This window comes from Microvirga sp. P5_D2 (assembly GCF_054049475.1).
Map to the genome: position 1 here is coordinate 12560 of NZ_JBFUMH010000062.1, position 15232 is coordinate 27791.

At 62.7% G+C, this 15232-nt stretch carries 16 protein-coding genes and 1 pseudogene; 13 read left to right on the forward strand and 4 right to left on the reverse strand.

What is annotated here, in order from left to right; all coding sequences use genetic code 11:
• Positions 1-121 precede the first annotated feature (121 nt).
• The 3 genes from ACXJKO_RS16595 (at position 122) to ftsH (ending at position 2942) form a co-directional block, all read left to right on the forward strand.
• Complete coding sequence (locus ACXJKO_RS16595) at positions 122-709, forward strand: GNAT family N-acetyltransferase (RefSeq protein ID WP_457092192.1); 588 nt, start codon at positions 122-124, stop codon at positions 707-709.
• A 69-nt stretch (positions 710-778) separates the two neighbouring features.
• On the forward strand, positions 779-1054 hold the full coding sequence (locus ACXJKO_RS16600; RefSeq protein WP_457092193.1) for a GNAT family N-acetyltransferase: 276 nt from the start codon (positions 779-781) through the stop codon (positions 1052-1054).
• A 112-nt stretch (positions 1055-1166) separates the two neighbouring features.
• Positions 1167-2942, forward strand: a complete 1776-nt coding sequence (gene ftsH, locus ACXJKO_RS16605; protein WP_457092194.1) for an ATP-dependent zinc metalloprotease FtsH — start codon at positions 1167-1169, stop codon at positions 2940-2942.
• A 3-nt stretch (positions 2943-2945) separates the two neighbouring features.
• On the opposite strand, the gene ACXJKO_RS16610 is transcribed toward ftsH, so the two are convergent.
• On the reverse strand, positions 2946-4472 hold the full coding sequence (locus ACXJKO_RS16610) for a sensor histidine kinase (RefSeq protein WP_457092195.1): 1527 nt from the start codon (positions 4470-4472) through the stop codon (positions 2946-2948).
• A gap of 275 nt (positions 4473-4747) precedes the next feature.
• Here ACXJKO_RS16610 and ACXJKO_RS16615 point away from each other — a divergent pair, with 275 nt between their 5' ends.
• The 4 genes from ACXJKO_RS16615 to ACXJKO_RS16630 all read left to right on the forward strand — a co-directional run bounded on the left by ACXJKO_RS16615 (position 4748) and on the right by ACXJKO_RS16630 (position 8187).
• The gene (locus tag ACXJKO_RS16615) at positions 4748-4873 is read left to right on the forward strand and encodes a hypothetical protein (protein WP_457092196.1); all 126 of its coding nucleotides are present in this window, start codon (positions 4748-4750) and stop codon (positions 4871-4873) included.
• 18 nt (positions 4874-4891) lie between these two features.
• Positions 4892-5569 carry an HAD-IA family hydrolase gene (locus ACXJKO_RS16620; RefSeq protein WP_457092197.1) on the forward strand — a complete coding sequence of 226 codons (678 nt, stop codon included), beginning with the start codon at positions 4892-4894 and terminating at the stop codon, positions 5567-5569.
• A 17-nt stretch (positions 5570-5586) separates the two neighbouring features.
• Positions 5587-6372 (forward strand): ATP12 family chaperone protein, encoded by a 786-nt coding sequence (locus ACXJKO_RS16625; protein ID WP_457092198.1) that lies wholly within the window; start codon positions 5587-5589, stop codon positions 6370-6372.
• A 282-nt stretch (positions 6373-6654) separates the two neighbouring features.
• Positions 6655-8187: an acyl-CoA carboxylase subunit beta gene (locus ACXJKO_RS16630; protein WP_457092199.1), complete on the forward strand. Its 1533-nt coding sequence runs from the start codon at positions 6655-6657 to the stop codon at positions 8185-8187.
• Positions 8188-8228: 41 nt separating this feature from the next.
• On the opposite strand, the gene ACXJKO_RS16635 is transcribed toward ACXJKO_RS16630, so the two are convergent.
• Positions 8229-9158, reverse strand: coding sequence for a ring-cleaving dioxygenase (locus tag ACXJKO_RS16635; RefSeq protein WP_457092200.1), 930 nt, complete (start codon positions 9156-9158; stop codon positions 8229-8231).
• A gap of 318 nt (positions 9159-9476) precedes the next feature.
• Here ACXJKO_RS16635 and ACXJKO_RS16640 point away from each other — a divergent pair, with 318 nt between their 5' ends.
• The 4 genes and pseudogenes from ACXJKO_RS16640 (at position 9477) to ACXJKO_RS16655 (ending at position 13153) form a co-directional block, all read left to right on the forward strand.
• Positions 9477-9890 carry a hypothetical protein gene (locus ACXJKO_RS16640; protein WP_457092201.1) on the forward strand — a complete coding sequence of 138 codons (414 nt, stop codon included), beginning with the start codon at positions 9477-9479 and terminating at the stop codon, positions 9888-9890.
• Positions 9891-10003: 113 nt separating this feature from the next.
• Positions 10004-12004, forward strand: a complete 2001-nt coding sequence (locus ACXJKO_RS16645) for an acetyl-CoA carboxylase biotin carboxylase subunit (protein ID WP_457092202.1) — start codon at positions 10004-10006, stop codon at positions 12002-12004.
• A gap of 217 nt (positions 12005-12221) precedes the next feature.
• Positions 12222-12632 (forward strand): annotated as a pseudogene (locus tag ACXJKO_RS16650) (gamma-glutamylcyclotransferase family protein); the annotation flags it as partial.
• Between the two features lie 230 nt (positions 12633-12862).
• Positions 12863-13153, forward strand: a complete 291-nt coding sequence (locus ACXJKO_RS16655; protein WP_457092203.1) for an acylphosphatase — start codon at positions 12863-12865, stop codon at positions 13151-13153.
• A gap of 5 nt (positions 13154-13158) precedes the next feature.
• Here the strand turns inward: ACXJKO_RS16655 and ACXJKO_RS16660 are convergent, their stop codons facing one another.
• A complete protein-coding gene (locus tag ACXJKO_RS16660; RefSeq protein WP_457092204.1) occupies positions 13159-13560 on the reverse strand; it encodes a rhodanese-like domain-containing protein in 402 nt (133 codons plus the stop codon).
• A 71-nt stretch (positions 13561-13631) separates the two neighbouring features.
• Here ACXJKO_RS16660 and ACXJKO_RS16665 point away from each other — a divergent pair, with 71 nt between their 5' ends.
• Positions 13632-14324, forward strand: coding sequence for a DUF599 domain-containing protein (locus ACXJKO_RS16665; RefSeq protein WP_457092205.1), 693 nt, complete (start codon positions 13632-13634; stop codon positions 14322-14324).
• Positions 14317-14598: a DUF3253 domain-containing protein gene (locus ACXJKO_RS16670; protein ID WP_457092206.1), complete on the forward strand. Its 282-nt coding sequence runs from the start codon at positions 14317-14319 to the stop codon at positions 14596-14598. The genes ACXJKO_RS16665 and ACXJKO_RS16670 overlap by 8 nt, the downstream gene beginning before the upstream one ends.
• Here the strand turns inward: ACXJKO_RS16670 and ACXJKO_RS16675 are convergent.
• A partial coding sequence (locus ACXJKO_RS16675; RefSeq protein WP_457092207.1) for a YdcF family protein occupies positions 14559-15232 on the reverse strand: 674 nt, incomplete at its 5' end. The genes ACXJKO_RS16670 and ACXJKO_RS16675 overlap by 40 nt on opposite strands.

Genomic DNA, 15232 nt, shown 5'->3' on the forward strand with positions numbered 1-15232 from the left:
AGCGCCGCATATGACCACGCGACCGGAGGACGTAATCCGTCCTCCGGTCGGACCTGTTTGACTGTTGCTGCAAGCTCGTCGATGAAGAAGGGGTCAGCCCATCGCATAAGGCTCCCGGCCCATGCTTCACGTCGCTCCCGTCACCCTGTCGACGGATCGCCTCACTCTCCAGCCCCTGACCCTCGATTACGTCCCGGCTTTGGCCGAGGCCGCGCGCGATGGGGAGCTGTGGGAGAAGAAGACCACGACGGTGCCCAGGCCTGAAGGATTCGAGGATTATGTAAGGAAGGCGCTGAAGTTGCAGGAGGCAGGTCTCGCACTTCCTTTCGCGACCGTGGTCAGGGATGGCAATCAGGTGGCGGGATCGACCCGCTTCATGAACATCGACGCCGCCAACCACCGGGTCGAGATCGGCACCACATGGATCGCCAAGTCCTGGCAGCGCACCTTTGTCAACACGCACGCTAAGTTCCTGATGCTCCGGCATGCCTTCGAGGATCTGGGATGCAATGCGGTCGAGATCCGCACGCACTCCCTCAACGACCAGTCGCGGGCGGCCATCGAGCGGCTCGGCGCCAAGCTCGACGGCATCCTGCGCCGTCACATGATCATGCCCGATGGGCACATCCGCGACACGGCGGTCTATAGCATCGTCCGTGAGGAGTGGCCCGAGGTGAAGGACGGGCTGGAAAAGCGGCTATCAGCCTAAAAAGGATGCTGGAACGGGCGCTGCGAGGGTGCGTTGATCCTGAATGTTATGACACAGGATGTTGAGCAAATGGGCAGTGCAGTTCGCGACAACCCGGATCGCCACCGCTTCGAGCTTGAGCGCAATGGCCAGCTCGCCTTCGCGACCTATGAGCGGCGCGATTCTTCCCTTGTAATCCGCCATGTGGAGGCGGCCGTTCCGCTGCGGGGCACGGGCGCTGCCGGCGATCTGATGCAAGGTGTGGCGGAGATCGCACGCTCCGAGGGCCGCAAGATCACGCCGCTCTGCGGCTACGCTTACGCCTGGATCCGTCGGCACCGGGAATATCACGACCTTCTGAACTAAATTTGATCCCCTCCAAATCGGGTGTGCCTTTTCGCCGTACTGCGAACTGCGTCAAAACAGACTAGACATCGGCCTTCATTGAAAAAAGTGACAGCCGTTCTAGGGGGCTCCCGTGTCTAACGTGATTGAGAAGGCAAGAAGGCTTTTCCGTAAGAAAAGCGTAGCCATTTCCGCCGCCGTCGTGGCCCTGCTGGTGGTCGCCACCGCAGTGACCGTGCCGCTCACCCTGTCGGACAATGTCGATGAAATTGCCTATTCCGATTTCTCCCGTGAGCTTGCAGCCGGCAAGGTGAGCAAGGTTCAGGTGGAGGAGGGCGGGCTGACCATCTGGATGGATCAGCGCGAAGCCTTCGTCCGCTTGCCTAGCGCCCTCCTGAGCGCGCAGACCATCGAGCGCGCCACGGCCGCCGGGGCAGAAGTGGATTTCAAGAAATCCGGCATCGACGCCTCTCACGCGGCGAGCTTTCTCGTCTCGCTGATCATGGTGGCCGCCGTGCTGGCGCTCGTCGCTATCCAGGCGGATTTCAAGCCGACCTCCCGCTGGCCTCGCAGCGTGAAGAATGTTGCCGACCGCTTCGATGACGTGGCGGGACAGGATGAGGCCAAGGCCGAGCTTCAGGAGGTGATTTCCTTCCTGAGCGATTCCAAAGCCTTCGAGATCGTCGGAGCCCGCATTCCCAGAGGCGTGCTGATGGTCGGTCCTCCCGGCACCGGCAAGACCCTGATCGCGAAGGCGCTGGCGGGCGAGGCGGGCGTCTCCTTCATGGCGGTTTCGGGCAGCGATTTCTCCGCGCCTCTCATCGGCATCGCGAAGGGGCGCGTGTCCAAGCTGTTCGAACAGGCGCGGAAGAAGGCTCCGTGCCTGATCTTCATCGACGAGATCGATGCCATCGGCCGCAAGCGCGGTGGTGGCGGTTCGGCGGCGGATCGCGAGTTTGAATCGACCCTCAACCAGCTCCTCGTGGAGATGGACGGCTTCAATACGACTTCCGGCGTCATCGTCATCGGAGCGACGAACCGGGTCGATGTGCTCGATCCCGCTCTGCTGCGTCCAGGCCGCTTCGACCGTCAGGTCCATATCGGCCTGCCCGACATCACGGGACGCGAGGCGATTCTCGGCGTGCATGCGCGAAATGTGAAGCTTGCCGCATGCGTGGAGCTCGGTTCCGTCGCGCGGGGCACGCCTGGGTTCTCGGGCGCCGATCTGGGCAACCTCCTGAACGAGGCCGCGATCTTCGCTGCCCGCGAGGGCGTCGCGGAGATCACCCGCGATCACCTGGAGGCCGCCCGCAACAAGATCATCATGGGCCTGGAGCGCCGCTCCCTCGTGATCACCAGCGAGGAGCGTCGCCTCGTCGCCGTCCATGAGGCGGGACATGCGCTTTGCGCCTGCCTGATACCGGGTTCCGACAAGGTGCATAGCGCCACCATCATCCCGCACGGCCAGGCCCTCGGTCTCGTCATGCGCCTGCCCGAAAACGACCGCTATTGCATCCCAGTCGAGAAGCTCGAAGCCGATCTCATCGTCGCCATGGGCGGCCGCGCCGCCGAGGAAGTGGTGTTCGGCGCCCGCAAGGTGACGACGGGCGCCGCGAGCGACATTGCGCACGCCACCAACATCGCGACCCGCATGGTCACGGAATGGGGCATGAGCCCGACCATCGGCATGGTGAAAATCACGCGCTCGGGCGAGAGCCTGCCCCGCGAGGTGGAGCAGGAAATCCGCCGCATCATCGAAGAGATGTACAGCGCCGCGAAGGCCTGCATCGAGGACAACCGCGACGGGCTCGATGCCCTCGTCGACGCCCTTCTCGATCACGAGACCATCGATGGCGATGAGGTTCGCAGGATCGTTGCCGTGAACGAGGTGAAGCTGGCGGCCGCCTGACTGTCAGTCTTTTGCCGTCAAAGGCGCGTTGATCGTGCAGATCACGCCCTTTGGCGCGAAGTCGATCTCGACGGACCCGTTCAGCTCCTGAGCGAGACTGCGTTCGATGAGGCGGGTGCCGAAGCCGCGGTGTTCGGGAGTGACCACGGGAGGGCCATCGTACTCCTGCCATTTCATCGAGAGCTTTGACCGATCTCTCTTGTCGATCACGCTCCAATCGATGGTGATGCGGCCGTCTTCGCTGGAAAGAGCGCCGTATTTCATCGCGTTCGTGCCTAGTTCCTGGATCGCCATCGCAAGGGCGAGCGCGATGCGCGGCGGAAGGCGGATATCCGTGCCGGATACATCGAACCGGTCGCCGCGCGCGGCCTGGAAAGGTTCGAGCGCCCTGTGAACGACCTCGCGCAGGTAAGCCCCATCCCAATTCTCGCGGGTGAGCACATCGTGCGCCCTGGAGAGAGCAAACAGCCGTCCCTCCACCGCATCTCGCGCCGCTGCCGCCGTTTCGGCATTGCGCAGGCTCTGCGTGGTGATGGATTGCACGGTGGTGAGCGTATTCTTCACGCGATGATTCAGCTCATTGATGAGAAGCCGGAGATGCTCCTCCGCCTTCCTGCGCTCCGTGATATCGAGCGCGACGCCGACTGCGCGGGTCGGTACGCCGTTCGTGTCGCCGAGAAGCTCTGCGCGGAGCAGGAGCCAGCGCGGCGAGCCGTCCGGCCAGATGATCTTGAGCTCTGTTTCCACATAGCGGTCGCCTCCTGAGATMGCCTCCCGGGCAATCTGATGGAGACGCTTTCTTTCGCCGGGCGCGTAGCGGTTTTGGATTTCATCCGTCGTGGGCGTTGCTTCCGGTGGGAAGCCGAGAAGCTGGTTCAGTTCCGGCGACGACTTGATCGTGCGCGCCGTATTGTCGGATTCCCAGATCGCCATGCGGGCCGCGTCGATGGCAAGGCGCAGCCGGCCTTCGCTCGCGGCGAGAGCCTGCTGCGAGCGCATCGACTCCGTCAGGTCGGAGGCGAGCACATAGAAGCCCACAACCTCTCCGTCCTCGGTGCAGTCGGGGATGTATTCCGAGCGGGTGTAGCGAAGGCCGCCGGAGAGCGGAGCCCACCATTCGTGGCCCGTGCGCTTACCGGACAGAACCGTATCGATGTAGGGCTTCACGCGCGAATATGCTTTTTCGCCGACGGCATCGAGCAGAGTGACGCCATAGAGGCTTTCAGGACTGAGCCCCATCCAGGTCTGGTAGGCCCTGTTGTTGAAGCGGTAGCGCTGTTCCGCATCGACGTAACCGATCAGTGCGGGAATATTGTCGGTGATCTGCCGCAGCTTCTTCTCGCTGTCGCGCAGCTTTCTCTCGCTGGCCGCCAGAAAGGCGCGCGAATCCTCCAGCGTGTCGATGCGCGACACGGCTGTCGGGCTGTCGGTTTTTTCCTGCAGCTGGGCACGCAGAGCTTGGTTCTCACGCTCAAGCTTTTCCAGCTTCTTCAGAAGGGCATCTGCGTCGATGGTCTCGGATTTGTTCATTCACCTATGCTCGGGCAGGTTCTTGTCCCATCAATCTTTTTCGGCAGTTTGTGACCCTCCGTCAATGAATGTTCACGGAGTGAGGATCACAGCCTAATCACTCGGCGAATGGCTGCGGCTTGTAAGTAGGCTTCATGTTTTGGAACGGTAGGCCGAACCCATGCCAATTACGCCCGTGAAGCTTGGCGCGGCGTAGGAATATCCGAAGGCGGAAGCCTGCTGGCGCAAAGCTTCGAATTTGAATAAGGTAGCGTCTCAGCATAGGGGCACAGAGTATGAAGCGTATCGTTCAAGCCGCTTTCGTCGTCGGCATCGGCTTTCTGGCAACGGCCTGCGACAAATGTGGCAACTGGAACATCAACAAGCCCCAGTTCTGTCAATCCACGATCCCGCAGAACTGAGCGGGTTGGACGCCTAACGTGAAGCTCGTCCTTTTCGATGTCGACGGCACGCTGGTCGACAGCCAGAACATCATCGTCGCATCCCTGCGTGAAGCTTTCCTGACGTATGATCTGGAGCCGCCGAACCGGGAGCGCTCGCTCTCCATCGTCGGGCTGTCCCTAGCGGAAGCCTTCATGGTGCTGCTGGGGCCGAAAGCTCCCATCGAGGGTTTGGTCAAAGCCTATAAGGACGTCTTTTCGGTCTTCCGCGAAGACCCCGCCTATCACGAGACCGTCTTTCCCGGCGTCGTCGAATGCCTCGCCTGGCTGAAGGAGCGGGAGGATGTGGTTCTCGGCATTGCGACGGGCAAATCCCAAAGGGGCGTCGCCCATCTCATGGAGCGGCATGGCAGGGGTGAGATCTTCTCCACCATCCAGACGGCGGACGATGCGCCCTCGAAGCCACATCCGGCCATGATCCATCAGGCCATGGAAGCCGTGGGCGTCGCGCCGGACGATACAGTCATGATTGGCGATTCCAGCTACGACATGGCGATGGCCCGCGCGGCCGGCGCTCTGCCGGTGGGCGTGTCCTGGGGCTTCCAGCCGGTGGCGGCGCTCACCGAGGCGGGAGCAGCCCATATCGTCGACAGCTATGGGGAGCTTGATCCGGTGCTGGACGCTTTCCTCGGCAGACCCTCGAAACTTTCCGCCTGATAGCCTATCTCACGCCCATGACAGATTCTCGCGACTGGTTCCCATCACAGGACGAGCCGAACCCCATGCGGGCGGCCCAGGCCGGCATGAAGCCCACCTTGCCCAAGCGCTTCTACAAGGAAGCGGGCGTCGAGGAGCGGGACGGCCTGTTCCACCTCACCCTGGACGGGCGGGTGGCCAAGACCCCGAGCAAGCAGGCGCTTGCCGTGCCCACACGCGGCCTTGCCGAGGCCATGGCCCAGGAATGGGCTGGGCAGGAGGCCGAGATCGACCCCGCCACAATGCCGGTCACCCGCATCGTGAATTCCGCCATCGACGGGGTCTCGCCGCGTCAGGCCGAGGTCGTGGACGATCTCGCGCGCTATGCCGGTTCCGATCTGGTCTATTACCGGTCAAGCGAGCCGGAGCGCCTCGCCCAAGCGCAGGATGCCGCCTGGAACCCGATTCTCGATTGGGCGCGCGATGAGCATGGCGCCCGCTTCTCCCTGGCGGAAGGCGTCATGCATGTGACCCAGCCGGATGAAGCCATTGCAGCGGTTCGCAGCCTGATCGAGCGGGTCGATTCGCCCTTCGCGCTGGCCGCTCTCCATGTGATGACGACGCTTTCCGGCTCTGTCCTGATCGCGCTCGCCCATGCCAAGGGGCCGCTCGATGTCGATCAGGCGTGGGCTGCGGCCCATGTGGACGAACTCTTTCAGGAGAGTGTGTGGGGCGAGGATTATGAAGCCATGGAGCGCCGGCGCAGGCGCGAGGCGGATTTCAGGGCCGCATCGGAAGTCTATCGGCTCACGACCGCACAATAAGAAAAGACCGCCGAGAGGGGGCTCCGGCGGTCTTTTCTTACGCGAGACAGCTTTATGGGCGGCGGAAAGTGATGCCGCAGCGCTTCCAGATCGAGGTATCCTCGACAGCCTGTATCTGCCCCTTCAGGCGAGGCACTGGAAAAATGTTATTATGTTTTGAATTCTAGAGCCCGAACCTCGGCCGTAAAGTGCTGTGGAACACACGCCGTTAGTGGGATTTTGAGGGACGTACGGCTGTGCTAAGCGAGAGAACCTTTTCCCCTCAAGGTCAGGGAAGACCCTATGAAGGACATGCTCGAACGTCTTGAAGATAGGCGCGCCCAGGCCCGGCTCGGCGGCGGCGAGAAGCGCATCGAGGCGCAGCACGCCCGAGGCAAGCTTACGGCCCGCGAGCGCATCGAGCTTTTGCTCGATAAAGGCTCGTTCGAGGAGTTCGACATGTTCGTCGAGCACCGCTCCACCGATTTCGGCATGGACAAGGCCAAGATTCCCGGTGACGGCGTCGTGACTGGCTGGGGCACCGTCAATGGCCGCACGGTCTTTGTCTTCGCCAAGGATTTCACGGTGTTCGGCGGCTCGCTCTCCGAGGCCCATGCCCAGAAGATCACCAAGATCCAGGACATGGCGCTGAAGATGCGCGCTCCCATCGTCGGCCTGTTCGATGCGGGCGGCGCGCGCATTCAGGAGGGAGTTGCGGCGCTCGGCGGCTATGGCGAGGTGTTCAAGCGCAACGTGATCGCCTCCGGCGTGATCCCGCAGATCTCCGTCATCATGGGGCCGTGTGCGGGCGGCGACGTCTATTCGCCTGCCATGACCGACTTCATCTTCATGGTGCGCGATCGCTCCTACATGTTCGTCACCGGTCCCGACGTGGTGAAGACCGTCACCAACGAGACCGTGACCTCGGAAGAACTCGGCGGCGCGAAGGTGCACACCACCAAATCCTCCGTGGCCGATGGTGCCTATGACAACGATGTGGAGGCGCTGCTTCAGGTGCGCCGCCTCATCGATTTCCTGCCCGCCAACAATATGGACGGCGTGCCGGAAATCCCGAGCTTCGACGATCCGAACCGCACGGACGACAGCCTCGATACCCTGATCCCGGATAATCCCAACAAGCCCTACGACATGAAGGAACTCATCCAGAAGGTCGTGGACGAGGGCGACTTCTTCGAGATCCAGGAATCCTACGCGAGGAACATCATCACCGGCTTCGCCCGCATCGAAGGCCGCACGGTCGGCTTCGTCGCTAACCAGCCGATGGTGCTGGCGGGCGTTCTCGACTCTGACGCTTCGCGCAAGGCCGCGCGGTTCGTGCGGTTCTGTGATGCCTTCAGCATCCCGATCGTCACCTTCGAGGACGTGCCAGGCTTCCTGCCGGGCACAGCGCAGGAATATGGCGGCCTCATCAAGCACGGCGCGAAGCTGCTGTTTGCTTATTCTGAGGCCACCGTGCCGCTGGTGACGGTGATCACGCGCAAGGCCTTCGGCGGCGCCTATGACGTGATGGCCTCAAAGCATATCGGCGGCGACGTCAATTATGCCTGGCCCACCGCGCAGATCGCCGTGATGGGCGCCAAGGGCGCGGTGGAAATCATCTTCCGCCAGGACATTGGTGACGCGGACAAGATTGCCGCCCGCACCAAGGAATACGAGGACCGCTTCATGTCACCCTTCGTCGCCGCCGAGCGCGGCTACATCGACGAGGTGATCATGCCGCATTCGACGCGTCGGCGGATCGCGCGGGCCTTGGCGATGCTGCGGCACAAGGAAACCGAGCGGCCCTGGAAGAAGCACGACAACATTCCGTTGTGATGCTCGACGCCTTGCCCCTCTCCCMTTTGCGGGAGAGGGTTTTAAGTCAGCGCCGGCAAATGTGCCTCGATTTCGCTGCGCCGTTCTTCCAAGAAACCGGGCAGCTTCAGCTCACTCCCGAGACCTTCCTGCGCTTCATCCGCATCGAAGCCCGGACCATCGGTCGCGATCTCGAAGAGAATGCCGTTCGGTTCGCGGAAATAGACCGAGCGAAAGTAATTGCGGTCCTTCTGCTCCGTCGGGTGAAGCCCATGCTTCTCGACAAGCTTTCGCACCATCTCGGCCTGATGCGCATCATCGGCTGCGCGAAACGCGATGTGATGGACGGTGCCGCCGCCCGTGCGGCCGGGCAGGAAGCCTCCGGCGCTGCGGACATCGACGATGCTGCCGAGGGTGGCATCGCCTTTGTAGCGGACGAGGGATCCCTCGCGCGCCGTTTCGCGGAAGCCGAGGACATCGGTGAGGATCGCGCCCGTGGGCTCGCCGTTCTCGACGAGAAGGGTCACGCCTTCCAAGCCCTGAATGGCGTGTTCCGTCGGAATGTCGCCGCTCGTCCAGGCATTGTCCGTCGTGGCATCTGCGATGCCGACAAGGGCGAGGCTCGTGCTGTGCGGGTCCTTGAAGGGCAGCACGCTCTGGCCAAAGCGCTTCTCCAGCGCGCCGTGCTCGACACCCTGCTCGATGAAGCGATGCGCCCAGTAGCCGAGGGCATTTTCCGGCACGCGGAAGGCGGTTTCCTGCGTGGTGCCGATGCCTGTCCGTCCCGGCGCCACATGCTCCCAGGGGAAGAAGGTGAGTGTGGAGCCCGGACTGCCGACGCTGTCGCCGAAATAGAAATGATAGGTGCCGGGATCGTCGAAGTTCACGGTCTTCTTGACGAGGCGCAGGCCGAGAACCCGGGTGTAGAAATCGAGGTTGCGGCGGGCCGGACCCGCAATGACCGTGACGTGATGGATGCCGTGGTGCCGCATGGGACATTTCCTTAACGGGCAGGCGCCGGATGCGCCGCTTTGCTCAAGGACATAGATAGCATGAGCGCTTCAGGTAGGGCTGAAAGGCCGGTCTTGCGCCATTGCAATGGAAACTCGCCGAGGCGTCAGGGCCGCGCAAATGCTGGAGAATCCGCATGAAGCAAGATTTCGGCAACCAAAGTCTCTCAACATCGCTTAACCTCAACAGGCGTTTAGGTTTGCCTGTTAACGGTTTTAGGCCCGCAACCGTGTGAAGCTTCCTCCAGCACCGAAGATCAACCGGTGTTGTTCAAGTAAAAGCCGGGGGGAGCCAAACGAATGATTAAGGATAGTCTTCGCGATTTCATCGATGCTGCGGCCGAAACCAATTTCATCGGCGCCGATGACGTGAAATGGCTCACCGGCGAAGTCCTTGCCGAGGGCATCACGAGCCGCCTCGAGGTGGAGACGCTACTCGCCTTGGACCGCATGATCGAAAGCGACGAGAGCTGGGGAGTAGCCCTAAGCAAGCTCGTGGTGGATTTCGTGGTCTGGAAGCGGGCGCCCCACGGTGTCGTGAGCAACGACGACGCTCTTTGGCTCGCGACCGTCCTCGAAGTCAGCGGCCCCAGCCCGAACGCCATGCCCATCGCCTATGCCATCCTCGACGAGGCGGGCTATGTCGATGTGGCTTTGCTCGACTTTATCATGCGCGGCCGCCAGCAGGCCCGGCTCGGCCAGATGGCGGCTTAAGGGCGCTCAATCCCCGTCTAACGCTAATTGCTGACGCGGCCCCGCTTCCCGAATGCACCGATGTGCAGTAACGGAGGTGGGGCTAATTGTTTTGCTGGAGCGTTCGAGGGTTCATGTTCGACAAGATCCTGATTGCGAACCGGGGTGAGATTGCGTGCCGGGTCATCAAGACCGCCCGCCGCATGGGCATCAAGACGGTTGCCGTCTATTCCGATGCCGACCGCGATGCCCTTCACGTGGAAATGGCCGACGAGGCCGTCCATATCGGCCCGGCCGCTGCCGCCCAATCCTATCTGGTGATCGAGAAGATCATCGAGGCCTGTAAGCAGACCGGGGCTCAAGCCGTTCATCCGGGCTACGGCTTCCTCTCCGAGCGCGAGGCTTTCCCGAAGGCGCTCGCCGAGGCCGGAATCGTCTTCATCGGCCCCAATCCCGGCGCCATCGCAGCCATGGGCGACAAGATCGAGTCCAAGAAGGCCGCCGCTGCCGCGAAGGTTTCCACGGTTCCCGGCTATCTCGGCGTCATCGAGGGGCCGGAACAGGCGGTGACCATCGCCAACGAGATCGGTTATCCGGTCATGATCAAGGCTTCCGCTGGCGGCGGCGGCAAGGGCATGCGCATCGCCTATTCCGCCGATGAGGTGGCCGAGGGCTTTGCCCGCGCCAAGTCGGAGGCGGCAAGCTCCTTCGGCGATGACCGAGTCTTTGTCGAGAAGTTCATCACCGATCCGCGCCACATCGAGATCCAGGTGCTCGGCGACAAGCATGGCAACGTGATCTATCTCGGCGAGCGCGAATGCTCCATTCAGCGCCGCAACCAGAAGGTCATCGAGGAGGCCCCGTCGCCGCTGCTCGACGAGGCCACCCGCAAGCTCATGGGCGAGCAGGCGGTCGCTCTGGCCAAGGCCGTGGGTTACGATTCCGCCGGGACGGTCGAGTTCGTGGCCGGGCAGGACAAATCCTTCTTCTTCCTCGAGATGAACACCCGCTTGCAGGTGGAGCATCCCGTCACGGAAATGATCACCGGCATCGATCTCGTGGAGGAGATGATCCGCGTGGCCGCCGGCGAGAAGCTGCGCCTCTCCCAGAGCGACGTGAAGCTCAACGGCTGGTCGGTGGAAAGCCGCATCTATGCGGAAGACCCGGTGCGTAACTTCCTGCCCTCGACAGGCCGGCTCGTGACCTATCGCCCACCTCAAGAAGGCAAGCAGGACGGCGTGACCGTGCGCAACGATACCGGGGTCTACGAGGGCGGCGAGATCTCGATCTACTACGATCCGATGATCGCCAAGCTCGTGACCCATGCGCCCACCCGCGAGCAGGCCATCGAGGCGCAGGCCACCGCGCTCGATGCGTTCGCCATCGACGGCATCCGCCACAACATCCCGTTCCTCTCGGCCTTGATGCAGCATCCGCGCTGGCAGTCGGGCAAGCTTTCCACCGGCTTTATCGCCGAGGAGTTCCCTCAAGGCTTCAAGGCGCCTGCGCCACAAGGCGAGATCGCGCTTCGCATGGCTGCCGTGGGAGCGGCCATCGACCACATCCAGAACGAGCGCAAACGGCACATCTCGGGCCAGATGCGCTCGGCCTCCGCCGTGAAGTTCGAGCGCGAGCGGGTGGTGCTGCTCGGTTCCGAGCGGCACGAGGTGCTGATCGAGGATATCGACGGCGGCTTTGCCGTTGTGAGTGACGGTCAGTCGTGGCCGATTGTATCCGACTGGGCGCCCGGTCAGCCGGTCTGGAGCGGCAATGTGGGCGGCGAGACCGTTGCGGTGCAGGTGCGGCCCATCCTCAACGGCATGGTGCTCTCCCATGCAGGCGCTTCATCCGAGGTGCGGGTCTATACGAAGCGCGAGGCGGAGCTGGCGGCCCTGATGCCGGAGCGCCAGGAGGCGGATACGGGCAAGCAATTGCTCTGCCCCATGCCCGGCCTCGTGAAGGCCATCAGCGTCTCCCAGGGCCAGGAGGTCAAGGTAGGCGAACCGCTCTGCATCGTCGAGGCGATGAAGATGGAAAACGTGCTGCGCGCCGAGCGTGACGGCACCATTGCCAAAATTCACGCCAAAGAGGGCGATAGTCTCGCCGTCGATGCGGTGATTCTCGAATTCGCCTGAGTTGGACAATCGATAGCCCTTTTCCRCCTTCACAAGGGGAGTAACACCCTTGACGTCATGGCCGGGCTTGTCCCGGCCATCCCGATCCGAAAAGCGCGGCGCTCATCATCATCGGGATCACCGGCACAAGGCCGGTGATGACGTGCAGTTTCGGAACGGAATTCTTTGTCGGGTAGCCTCACAATATGGTCGGCGCACCGGCACGAGAGATTGAATCATGCCTCTCTACTTCGCCTATGGGTCCAACATGGACCAAGCCGCCATGCTTCAGCGTTGCCCGGCCTCCAAGCCGGTCGGCATCGGGCGGCTCATGCGCCATCGGTTCATCATTTTCGAGGAAGGCTATGCCTCCGTGGTCCGCGATCCTCAGCGGGCAGTCTGGGGCATGGTGTGGGATCTCGCCTTGTCGGACGTGCCGGCCCTCGACCGCTATGAGAGCCTGCATACGGGGCTCTACACCAAGGTCATCCAGCCCGTTGTGACCGGGCAGGGGCCGCGCCGGGCGGTCGTATATATCGGCCGAAGCGCCAAGCCGGGCACGCCGCTTCCCGGCTACATGGAAGGCGTGGTCGAGGCCGCGACCCATGCGGGCCTGCCCGAGGACTATGTGCGAGGCTTGAACATCTGGCTTCCCAAGGCGCAATCCTCAGTTATTTCCGCGTCTCAGCAGCCTAAGGTCCGCCCCCTGTTCGCGGCACCTTCGAGCTCGATCCGAAAACCACGCTAAATGGAAGCTGAGGGCGACAAAATCCTCCTGAAGCTGGACCCGGCGAATGGCCGGCGTATCATTGAGACCTTGGACCAGGATTATTCAGGACGTCGCACCGACGCCCGCCATGCTCATCATCGAGGAAAGACGTGACCGAGAATAGAACGGCCCATGTGGTGATACACGGACGCGTCCAGGGGGTAGGGTTCCGCGCCTGGACCCATCATCAGGCAGAACTTCATGGCCTGTCAGGCTGGGTGCGCAACCGGCGCGACGGCAGCGTGGAGGCGGTTTTCTCAGGCCCGACCGATCTCGTCGCGGTGATGCTCAAAGCCTGTCACGAGGGGCCCTTGGGGTCGGCTGTCGAGCGTGTGGAGGCCATCGACGGTGCGGATGCAGAGCTTGGCGGAGAAGGTTTTGAGGTCCGCAGGACGGTTTAGTCTGTCTAGCCTTCCTCGACGTCCACCGGCCCGCCTTCCTTTTTCCAGGCGGTAAAGCCGCCCTCGACATGGGCGACCGGCTTCAGCCCCATATCGTGCGCGGTGGCCGCCGACAGGGCCGAGCGCCAGCCCGCTGCGCAGAAGAATACGTAGGTCTTGTCCTGGTTGAAGACCGGCTTGTGATAGGGGCTCTCGGGATCGATCCAGAATTCCAGCATGCCCCTGGGGCAATGCACGGCTCCGGGAATGCGGCCCTCCCGGTCCAACTCGCGCGGGTCGCGCAGGTCCACGAACACCACATCCTCGCGCCCGTGCAGGGCCATGGCCTCCTGGGTGGGCAGAGTTCTAATCTTTGCGCTGGCCTCTTCGAGCAATGTCTTGTAGCCGCGTGTGATGGTCTGAGGCATGGGGCGTCGCTCTCCCTTTGAGGCTTCAAACAAACTGGGCATGATGGCGGCGGAGTCAACGGGAGATATCTGTGCTGGGGTTCACCTTTCTCGACTACGTGGCGCTGATCTTCTTTCTCGCGGCGTGGCTCGGCTATCATACGGCCGTCGAGTTCACGTCTGCCGGCCAGAACAGCCTCAACAAGCTCATGAACCAGTACCGCTACCGCTGGATGGAGCAGATGGTGGTGCGCGAGAACCGGATCGTCGACACCCAGATCCTGTCTTCCCTGATGAGCGGCACCGCTTTTTTCGCCTCGACTTCGCTGATCGCCATCGGCGGCGTACTGGCGCTGTTCCGCTCAACGGAGTCGGTGCTGCCGATCTTCGCCGATCTACCCTTCGGAGAGCCGCCTACGCGCCATGCTCTCGAACTCAAGGTGATCGGCCTCGCGGTGATCTTCGTCTATGCGTTCTTCAAGTTCGCCTGGTCCTACCGGCTCTTCAACTACATGGCTATCCTCGTCGGCTCGGTGCCTGTGCTCAAGGACAGCAGCAGGGAGGAGGGGCTCGTCGTCGCCCGTCAGGCTGCTGCCATGAGCGCGGTCGCCGGCAAGCACTTCAACCGGGGACAGCGCGCCTTTTTCTTCTCACTCGCCTATCTCGGCTGGTTCCTCAGCGCTTATCTCTTCATCATTGCCACGGCGGGGGTTCTCTTCGTCATGTGGCGCCGTCAATTCGTGTCCGATGCCCGGGACGCGGTCATGGATCACAATCATGTCTAAGAACGCGACACCCGAAGAACTGGAAGCTGCCATGCTGGCCCTGCTGGCCGAGCGCGGTGCGGCTAAGACGATTGGCCCGGCGGACGTAGCCCAGGCCCTCGGCGGCAATCAACCGGACGGGTGGGGACCTCTCATGCAGCCCGTGCGCAAGGTGGCGGTGCGGCTGATGAAGGAAGGCCGCATCGTGATCTTGCGCAAGGGCAGGCCGGTCGATCCCGATGATTTTCGCGGCACTTACCGGCTGGCGCTGCCGACCGCCACCGACGAAACCTGAGGCGCGGGGAACAGCGCGTTCGTGCGGCCTGTCAGGTAATAGCCGATGAGCCCGGCCCATTCCTTTGTACCCACATCGAGCCGCCGTAAGCCGTCCGACACGAAGGCGAAGGGGCGAAGGTTGTTGGAGCCGCTTGCCGTTCGATAATCCACCGGATAGGCCGTCACCGGAAAGCCCGCCTTCTCGAACACGCCGACGGCGCGCGGCATGTGCCACGCCGATGTCACGAGGAGCCAGCGCTCGCCATCGCGCGGCTTCGCCAACTCCAACGAGTAGAGTGCATTCTCCGAGGTGGTGCGGGAGCGGTCCTCGATGATGATGCGGCCGGCATCGATGCCGATGCGCTTGAGGTAATCGGCGATGATCGGGGACTCGCCGACACCATCCCCGAACACGGTGCCGCCGCCGCCCGAGATCAGGATGCGCGCCTGCGGGTAGCGGTGGGCGAGCTCAATCGTATCGAGCACGCGCTCGGCGGATTCGTTGGCGACAAGGCGTCCGCGAGCGGCCGAATCCGACGATTCCACAGAGCCGCCGAGCAGGATGATGCCATCGACGGGCCTGCCGTCGTCATTGAAGGCGGGGAAGCGCTCTTCCAGCGGCACCATGAGATAGGTCGAGATGGGTAATAGGC